Here is a 7,476-nt window from a genome sequence, read left to right on the forward strand (position 1 = left end):
GCTCACGGTCTCAGCTCCGTCCGTGCCTCGGTGAGGAAGTCCTCGGCGACCTCGCGCGGGGACGCCTGCTCGAAGGCCACCTGGTCGTAGTCGCGCTGGAACGTCGACTGCAGGCCGTTGTCGCCGCGCGGCGGCGCGGCCGGCGGATCCTTCAGCTTGCCTTCCAGTGACTCCTGGAGCCCTGCGACCTGCTGCTGGAAGCCGGTGACCTTCGGCAGGACCCGGTCCCGCTGCCGGCTGTTGACCGGGGTGCCGCGGTCCACGCCGAGGATGTCGGCGGCCTTGTCGGAGTTGAGCAGGAAGTCGAGGAAGCGGGCCGCCTCGCGCGGGTGCGCGGTGCCGGCGGCGATCCCGAGGAGCATCGACGGCTTGAAGTACTGGCCCGGGGTGCCGTCCGGGTCCGCCGGCATCGGCGCGAGCGCCAGCCGGTCCCCGTACATGGCCTCGTAACCGGCTGACGGCGCGTCCCAGTTGAACTCCGCGACCGCCCGCTTGCGGCCCATCGGCGAGTCCTCGACCGAGCCCGCCATCTGCGTGGTGTCCTTGGCCCGGCTGACCAGCCCCTCCTTGCGCAGTCCGGAGGTGAAGGTCCAGAAGCGGGCCAGGTCGGCCGCGCTGAAGGCGGCCTGCCCGTCAGCGCCGTACAGCCGCTTGCCCTGCCCCCGCAGCCAGACCTCGAACCAGTCCTCCATCGAGCCCGGGTCCGTCATCGGCCGCTCGTACCCGGCGGCCTTCAGCCTGCGCAGCGCGTCCGCCCAGTCCTCCCAGGTCCAGCCCGCCTTCGGGGTCCGCAGCCCGGCCTTCCGCCACGCCTCCTTGTCGTACGCGAGGGCCTGCGTGCCGACGCCCATCGGCAGCGCGTACTGCACGCCGTCCACCTGCCCGGTCTTCAGCAGCCCGGAGTCCATGTCCTCGGTGGGCAGCGTCTTGCGCTGAGTCCCCAGGTCGAGCAGCACATCCGAGCCCGCGTACTGGCTGATCTGCCGGTAGTCCAGCTGGATGAGGTCGGGGACGTCGCCGCCCGCCGCCTGGGTGGCCAGCTTCTGCTTGTACGACTCGTACGTGGAGTACGAGGTCTGGATGTCGATGCCGGGGTTCGCCCGCTCGAAGGCGGCGACGGCCTGCTCGGTGCGGGCTGCCCGGTCCGCGTTGCCCCACCAGGTGAAGCGGAGCGTGACCTTGCCGCCGGCGGCGGTGGAGGCCGCACCGCCGCCGCAGCCCGCGAGGGCCAGGCAGAGGGCGAGCGCCACGGCCGCGAGGGTTCTGAGACGTCGCACGGCTCACTCCCCGTAGTACGGAAGCGTCGTACCGGGCAGTTCGTATTCTTCGCGGCGGCCGCACATGCCGTACCCGCCGTGCCGGGTCGGCCGCGCCGACCGCACCCCGCCCTCGGCCAGATGCGCCGCGTCGCCCCCGGCGAGCGCGGTGAGCTGCCGCCCCGTCCGCTCGGCGGCGGCCAGCGCGCCTTGGCGCCAGCGCTCCCGCCAGGCGTCGGCCTTGGACGCGACGAGCCGGGCGGCCGCCTCGTGGAAGGCGCGCAGAGGCCCGTCGTCACCGGCCGCCAGTGCGGTACGCAGCGCTTGGTACCCCTCGACGGCGAGGTCCCGGCGCTTGCGCGCACCGGCCTCCGCCTCGGGCCCCTCCTTCGCGGGCAGCGCGGCGGCAGCGGCGTACGCCGCCGGATCGGCCAGCACCTCGGGCGGGAAGGTGAAGACCGCGTCCCCGGCCTCCGGCAGCCCGCCGTTCTGCATCAGCACCGTCACCCGCAGCCCGGCGCCGTTGACCATGCGGTGCACGGTCCCCGGCGTGAACCAGGCGATCACGCCCGGCTCCAGCGGCGTCTCGCGGTAGCCGTCCGCGACGCTCAGCGTCTGTACGGCGCCCCGGCCCCCGGTGACGACATACGCCTCCGTGCAGGCGAGGTGCAGATGGGGGCTGCCCCCGCACACACCGTCGGCGGCCTCCCACTCATAGGCGCTGAGATGCGACAGTCCGATGCCGCCCGGCAGCGGCGCGTCCATGACCATGACCGGCTCCCTTCTTCAGTCCCTCGGTCCGTCCGTCACCAGGCCAGCGACTTCAGATGGGCCTCGATGCGGTGCGGATCCCACGCACCGTCGGCGACCAGCACCCGGTAGCGGTACGCGAAGGACTCGCCCGGTTCCAGCGCGAACTCCTCGAAGAACGCCCAGGAGAACGCGACGGACGGGATCGGCTCGGAGCGTACGAACCAGTGCGAGGCGTGGACGGCGGCGGCGTTCTCCGGTGCGTGCGCGAAGGCGAGGGTGGCGTGCCCGTCCACGTCGTCGTGCTCGCCGACGACCGCGATCCACGGATGCTCGGTGACGGGCTTGCCCATCGTCTCCTCGTCGGTGCTCGGGCCGGCCGGGGTCAGCACCTGCGCACCGGTGAAGGCCCGGGGGCCGCGCCACTGGAGCCCGGTGTAGCCCGCCATCTCCCGCCCCGCGGTCGTCGGCGACCCAAAGCGCAGCGCCTCGTCCCGGACGTTGGTCAGCTGGATCGACCAGTCCAGCGCGTACGCGCCGGCCTCCGCGTCCATCGAGTGCACCGCGACCGTGCGGCGCTCGCGCGCCCACTCCTGGCCGCCGTTCTCGACCCAGGTCAGCAATTCGGTGAAGTCCAGCCGGTCCTCGGCCACCTCGAAGGAGTCGAAGCCGTCGTGGCGCATCGAACCGACGCGCTCGTGGAGCGGCAGGTACCCCTCGCCGTGCACATAGGAGTTGCCGCCCCAGAAGTTCTGGCCCGACAGGTGGCTCGCGGTCATCTGCAGGCCCTTGTGCCAGCGGTGGTCGTTGGGCCGGTAGCCGCTGACCGTGTGTCCCGCGAGGGTGCGCAGCGGGTGCACGTACGGCTTGCGGGACTCGAAGGCCACCGGGTCGGGGGCGTAGACGTACGACAGCAGCTCGGTGCCGCCGGCGGCGACCCGGATGCGCTCGCCGTGGGTGTGGGTGACGGTGATCGGCGTCGGTGCGCTCATCGCAGCGGTCACTGCTCCTTCGGTGCCCAGTCGGGGTGGTTGCCGTGCATGGCGTGGTAGTACGGGTCGTCCGGACCGATCTCGCCCGCGCCGACCGGCCGCCCGGTGAACGCCGACTTGTAGAGCGCGGCGAGGAATTCGAGCGTGCGGCGCGCTTCCGCGCCGCTGCCGGGCGGGCGGACGCCCTTCTCCATGGCGGCCAGGAAGCCGTCGAGCTGCGCGGCGTGCGAGCTGGGGATGTCGGCGGCCGGGGTGCGCCAGTGGGTGGTGCGCCGCTCGTCGTCGCGGGCGTGCACGGCAGGGGTGTACGCCCAGTCGTCGTTGGAGTGCCCGTACAGATGCGTCAGTTCGACGGTGGCGTCCGCGCAGTCGATGCGGATGCGGCTCACCTCGTCGGGGCTGAGCACGCTGTTCATGACGGTGGCCATGGTGCCGTCGGCGAACCGGACGAGCGCGGTGGAGACGTCCTCGCTCTCCACGTCGTGCACCAGCCGGCCCGCCATCGCCCGTACCTCGGTCCAGTCGCCGAGCAGATGCAGCAGCAGGTCCATCTGGTGGATGCCGTGGCCCATGGTCGGCCCGCCGCCCTCGGTGGCCCAGCGGCCGCGCCAGGGGACGGAGTAGTACGCGCGGTCCCGGTACCAGGTGGTCTGGCATTGCGCGACCAGCGGGCGCCCCAGCTCCCCGGAGCGCAGCAGCTCGCGGGCGTGCACCGCGCCCGATCCGTACCGGTGCTGGAAGACGACGGAGGCGTACGGGCCGCCGGTGCCGCCCTCTTCGGTGCCCTCCGCCGCCGCGATCGCGTCGTACTCGGCGAGGGAGAGGCACAGCGGCTTCTCGCAGAGCACCCAGGCACCGGCCCGCAGCGCGGCCTGCGCCTGCTCGGCGTGCAGGGCCGGCGGGGTGCCGAGGAGTACCAGGTCCGGGCGCTCGGCGGCGAGCATCCCGGCGAGGCCGTCGTAGCCGCGCACGTCCTCGCCCGCCAGGTCGCGGAAGGCGGTGAGCCGTGCGGGATCGGTGTCGACGGCGGCCACCAGCCGCACGCGGCCGTGCAGTTCGCGCAGGGCCGGCAGGTGGCTGCCGGTGACGATGCCGCCGGTGCCGACGACGGCTGCGCGGACGGGGGAGACGGGCGTGGTGTCGCCGGGTGGCGGCTGGGCGGGCGGTTGCGCAACGGGCATGCCGGGACAGCTCCCTCGGATAGAAAGCGCTTACCGGCTGGCGACACTAGGCCCGCGCCGCGCGTCACGACAAGACCCCTGCAGCAAAGGAAGTTCGGTGGTGCAAACGGTGGCCGGATCCCGGAACGGCTTACGTACGGCCCTTCTCGCCACCGCGTCCCCGCTTGGCGAGCGTCCCCTGTGCGGTGGCGAGGAAACGGGCCGGGCCGCCCGCGCGGAGGGCGGCGCGTGCCGCGTTCGCGCCGGGCGCGCCGTGCACCCCGCCGCCGGGGTGGGCGGATGCCGAGGCGAGGTAGAGGCCGGGGACCGGGGTCTCCGGGCGGCCCGTGCCGGGCAGCGGCCGGAAGACGAGCTGTTGGTGCATGTTGGCGGTACCGCCGTTGAGCGCGCCGCCGTGCAGATTGCCGTTCATGGCCTGCAGGGTGGGCGGCGCGAGGATGCGCCGGGCCCGGACGCGGCCGCGGAAGCCGGGCGCGAACCGCTCCACCTGCTCCTCGATACGGTCGGCCATCGCCTCCTGCTCGCTCGGCCCCCAGCGCCCCGTCAGGTCGTCGGGCCCCGCGTCCCCCTTCACGGTCTGCGGCACATGGGTGTACGCCCACGCCGACTCCGTGCCGGCCGGCGACCGGGTGGCGTCCGCCGTCGTCATCTGGCCGAACAGCGCGAACGGCCGGTCGGGCACCAGTCCCATCGCGATCTGCGCGGCGAACCGGGTCAGCTCATCGACGCCGTCGGCGAGATGGACGGTTCCCGCCCGGGCGGCCTCCGGCGCGCTCCACGGCACCGGGCCGTCCAGCGCCCAGTCGACCTTGAACGTCGCGAAGTCCCACTGGAACCGGCGCAGATCGTCGAAGATCCGCGCCGGCAGCTGCCCGGCGCCGACCAGCTCCCGGTACAGGTCCGGCGCCGGCACGTCCGCCAGTACCGCCCGGCCGGCCGGGACCGTTTCCCCGTCCGCCGTGCGCACCCCCACGGCGCGGCCGTGCCGCACCACGACCTCGGTCACCCGTTCCCCGCAGCGCACGGCGACGCCGCGCTCCGCCAGCCGGGTGACCAGCGCTTCGGTCAGCGCGCCCGACCCGCCGACCGGCACCGGGAAGCCGACCGCCTGCCCGAGCATGGCCAGCAGCCAGCCGTATCCGCCGCTGCCCGCGGCCTCCGGCGCCAGGTCCGCGTGGAGCGCGTTGCCCGCCAGCAGCAGCCGGCCGCCGTCGCCCGCGAACTCCTCCTCACCCAGCCGGCGTACCGGCAGCACCAGGCTGCGGGCCAGCCGCAGCCCGCCGGCGCCGTGCAGCCGGGCCGCCAGCCGGGCGGTGGCGCGCACCGGCGGGAACGGCGTGAACAGCGCCCGCATGATGTCCTCGCCGAGCCGGTCCCAGATGCTGCACAGGTGTTCCCACGCTTCGCCGTCGCCCGCCCCGAAGTCCGTGAGTCCGGCCGCGGTCGCCGCCCGGTCGCGGGCCAGCACCGCGCATCTGCCGTCGGTCAGCGGGTGCGCGAGAACGTGCGGCGCGTGGCTCCAGCGCAGCCCGTACCGGTACAGCTCCAGCCCGCGCACCACCGGCGAGGCGGCCGCGAGCGGGTAGAACGCGCTGAAGACGTCGCTGATGTAGTCCGGGTGGACGCCCCGGTCGCTGCGGACGGCGCCGCCGGGCCCGGGCTGCGCCTCCAGTACCGTGACGCTCCAGCCCGCGTCGGCGAGGAGATTGGCGGCCACCAGGCCATTGGGTCCCGCGCCGATCACCACCGCGTCGGGCATGTCACCGTCCCGCCGGGAACTCGGAACCCGGGCCCTGCCCCGCGCTGCCGAAATCCGCCTCGGGCGGCAGGCTCTCCACCACCTTCGCCAGGCGCTTGAGCATATTGCGGTGGCGCAGCTGCAGCAGCGCGTCCAGGGCGAAGTTGTGCACCAGGCCGCCAAAGCCGCGCAGCGGGTGCTCGTCGACGATGACCAGCGTCTCCTCGCCCCAGGGGCGGATGTCCAGCGCGATCCGGGCCGATCCGAGCGGGTCGCAGTACGCCTCCAGCTCCAGACACCGGGGCGGTTCGTGACGCCGCACGACCGTACGGCCGGCCAGCTCCAGCACCCCCAGCCGGAGTTTGTAGCAGATGGACGAGCCGACGTCCGGCCAGTCGCCGTCCTCCGGATCGGAGGCCGAGGGGCCGACCACCCAGTCGCCGTACTGGGTGCAGTCCTCCAGTACCGCCCATACGGCGGCCGGTTTGCGGGCGATGAGCTGGTGCCGTACGGCCATGTCGGACTCCCTGCGGGGTGACGGAGGGTGGTCAGTGGATGATCCGATATGTGTGCATTATGCCTGCCAGGGTACTTGTGGGCCCGACAGTCACCACGGCCCGGTCCGAGGCCGTACGTATGGAGGAGACGGCTATGAAGCGCCAGCATGAGGGTGGTGTCGTGGTGATCACCGGCGCGTCGAGCGGCGTCGGACGGGCGTGCGCCGAGGCGTTCGCGGCCCGCGGCTGGCACGTCGTACTGGCCGCGCGGCGCGCCGAGGAGCTGAACGAGGTCGCCCGCCGCTGCCGCCGGCGCGGCGCCGGGCGCGCGCTCTCCGTCCCCACCGAGGTGACCGACGCCGCCGCCGTCGACCGGCTCGCCCAGGAGGCCGTCGCGGCCTTCGGCCGGATCGACGTCTGGATCAACAATGCCGCCGTCGCCGCCTTCGGCGCGCTCGACGAGATCCCGGCGGACGTCTGCCGCAAGGTGATCGACACCGACGTCATGGGCTATGTGTACGGAGCCCGCGCCGCGCTCACCGTGATGCGCCGCCAGGGCAGCGGCACCCTGATCAATGTCTCCTCGATCGTCGGCGTCTCGCCGGTCCCGTACAACGCCCCGTACGCGCTGGCCAAGGCCGCCGTCCGGTCGCTGGGCACCAGCCTGCGCCAGGAGCTGTGGCTGGAGGGCCACCGGGACGTGCACGTCTGCACCATGCTGCCCGCCACCATGGACACCCCGTTCTTCGAGAGCGCCGCCAACTACTCGGGCCGCAAGGTCCTCCCGATGGCCCCCGTCTACACCCCCGAACGGGCGGCCCGGAAGGCCCTCCGGCTGGTCCGCTCGCCGCGCCGCGAGACGTACGTCGGCCCCGCCGCCGCGGTCCTGGCCCTCCAGACGAAGCTCACGCCGCGCCTGATGGAGAAGGCCCTGGCGTACCAGATGAACCGCGCCCACCTGTCCCGCACCGAACCGGCCCCGGACACCGCGGGCAGCGTCGCCCACCCGCTGCCGGGCGGCGCCGTCCGCGGCGGCTGGGCCGGCGGCCGCCGCACGGCGGG

General features: G+C 73.8%; 7 protein-coding genes. 1 reads left to right on the top strand and 6 read right to left on the bottom strand.

The features are described 5' to 3' along the window. Window positions 1-2: 2 nt before the first annotated feature. From CCS38_RS09495 to CCS38_RS09520, 6 genes are all read right to left on the bottom strand, one after another. Window positions 3-1,277: an ABC transporter substrate-binding protein gene (locus CCS38_RS09495; protein ID WP_223732758.1), complete on the bottom strand. Its 1,275-nt coding sequence runs from the start codon at window positions 1,275-1,277 to the stop codon at window positions 3-5. Between the two features lie 3 nt (window positions 1,278-1,280). Then, complete coding sequence (locus CCS38_RS09500) at window positions 1,281-2,027, bottom strand: cupin domain-containing protein (protein WP_223732759.1); 747 nt, start codon at window positions 2,025-2,027, stop codon at window positions 1,281-1,283. A gap of 35 nt (window positions 2,028-2,062) precedes the next feature. Continuing rightward, a complete protein-coding gene (locus CCS38_RS09505; protein ID WP_223732760.1) occupies window positions 2,063-2,998 on the bottom strand; it encodes a DUF6807 domain-containing protein in 936 nt (311 codons plus the stop codon). An 8-nt stretch (window positions 2,999-3,006) separates the two neighbouring features. After that, on the bottom strand, window positions 3,007-4,179 hold the full coding sequence (locus CCS38_RS09510) for a Gfo/Idh/MocA family protein (RefSeq protein ID WP_223732761.1): 1,173 nt from the start codon (window positions 4,177-4,179) through the stop codon (window positions 3,007-3,009). A gap of 130 nt (window positions 4,180-4,309) precedes the next feature. Then, window positions 4,310-5,938, bottom strand: a complete 1,629-nt coding sequence (locus tag CCS38_RS09515) for a phytoene desaturase family protein (protein WP_223732762.1) — start codon at window positions 5,936-5,938, stop codon at window positions 4,310-4,312. A gap of 1 nt (window position 5,939) precedes the next feature. Next, window positions 5,940-6,434 carry an SRPBCC family protein gene (locus tag CCS38_RS09520; protein WP_223732763.1) on the bottom strand — a complete coding sequence of 165 codons (495 nt, stop codon included), beginning with the start codon at window positions 6,432-6,434 and terminating at the stop codon, window positions 5,940-5,942. Between the two features lie 134 nt (window positions 6,435-6,568). Between CCS38_RS09520 and CCS38_RS09525 the strand changes: the two genes are divergently transcribed. Continuing rightward, the coding region (locus CCS38_RS09525; protein WP_223732764.1) for an SDR family oxidoreductase at window positions 6,569-7,476 on the top strand (908 nt) is incomplete at its 3' end.

It is taken from the genome of Streptomyces purpurogeneiscleroticus (assembly GCF_020024005.1).
GTDB lineage: Bacteria > Actinomycetota > Actinomycetes > Streptomycetales > Streptomycetaceae > Streptomyces > Streptomyces purpurogeneiscleroticus.

Coding starts and splice junctions, on each gene's coding strand:
- CCS38_RS09520 (WP_223732763.1), bottom strand. CDS start 6,434: ATGGCCGTACGGCACCAGCTCATCGCCCGCAAACCGGCCGCCGTATGG.
- CCS38_RS09510 (WP_223732761.1), bottom strand. CDS start 4,179: ATGCCCGTTGCGCAACCGCCCGCCCAGCCGCCACCCGGCGACACCACG.
- CCS38_RS09515 (WP_223732762.1), bottom strand. CDS start 5,938: ATGCCCGACGCGGTGGTGATCGGCGCGGGACCCAATGGCCTGGTGGCC.
- CCS38_RS09500 (WP_223732759.1), bottom strand. CDS start 2,027: ATGGTCATGGACGCGCCGCTGCCGGGCGGCATCGGACTGTCGCATCTC.
- CCS38_RS09505 (WP_223732760.1), bottom strand. CDS start 2,998: ATGAGCGCACCGACGCCGATCACCGTCACCCACACCCACGGCGAGCGC.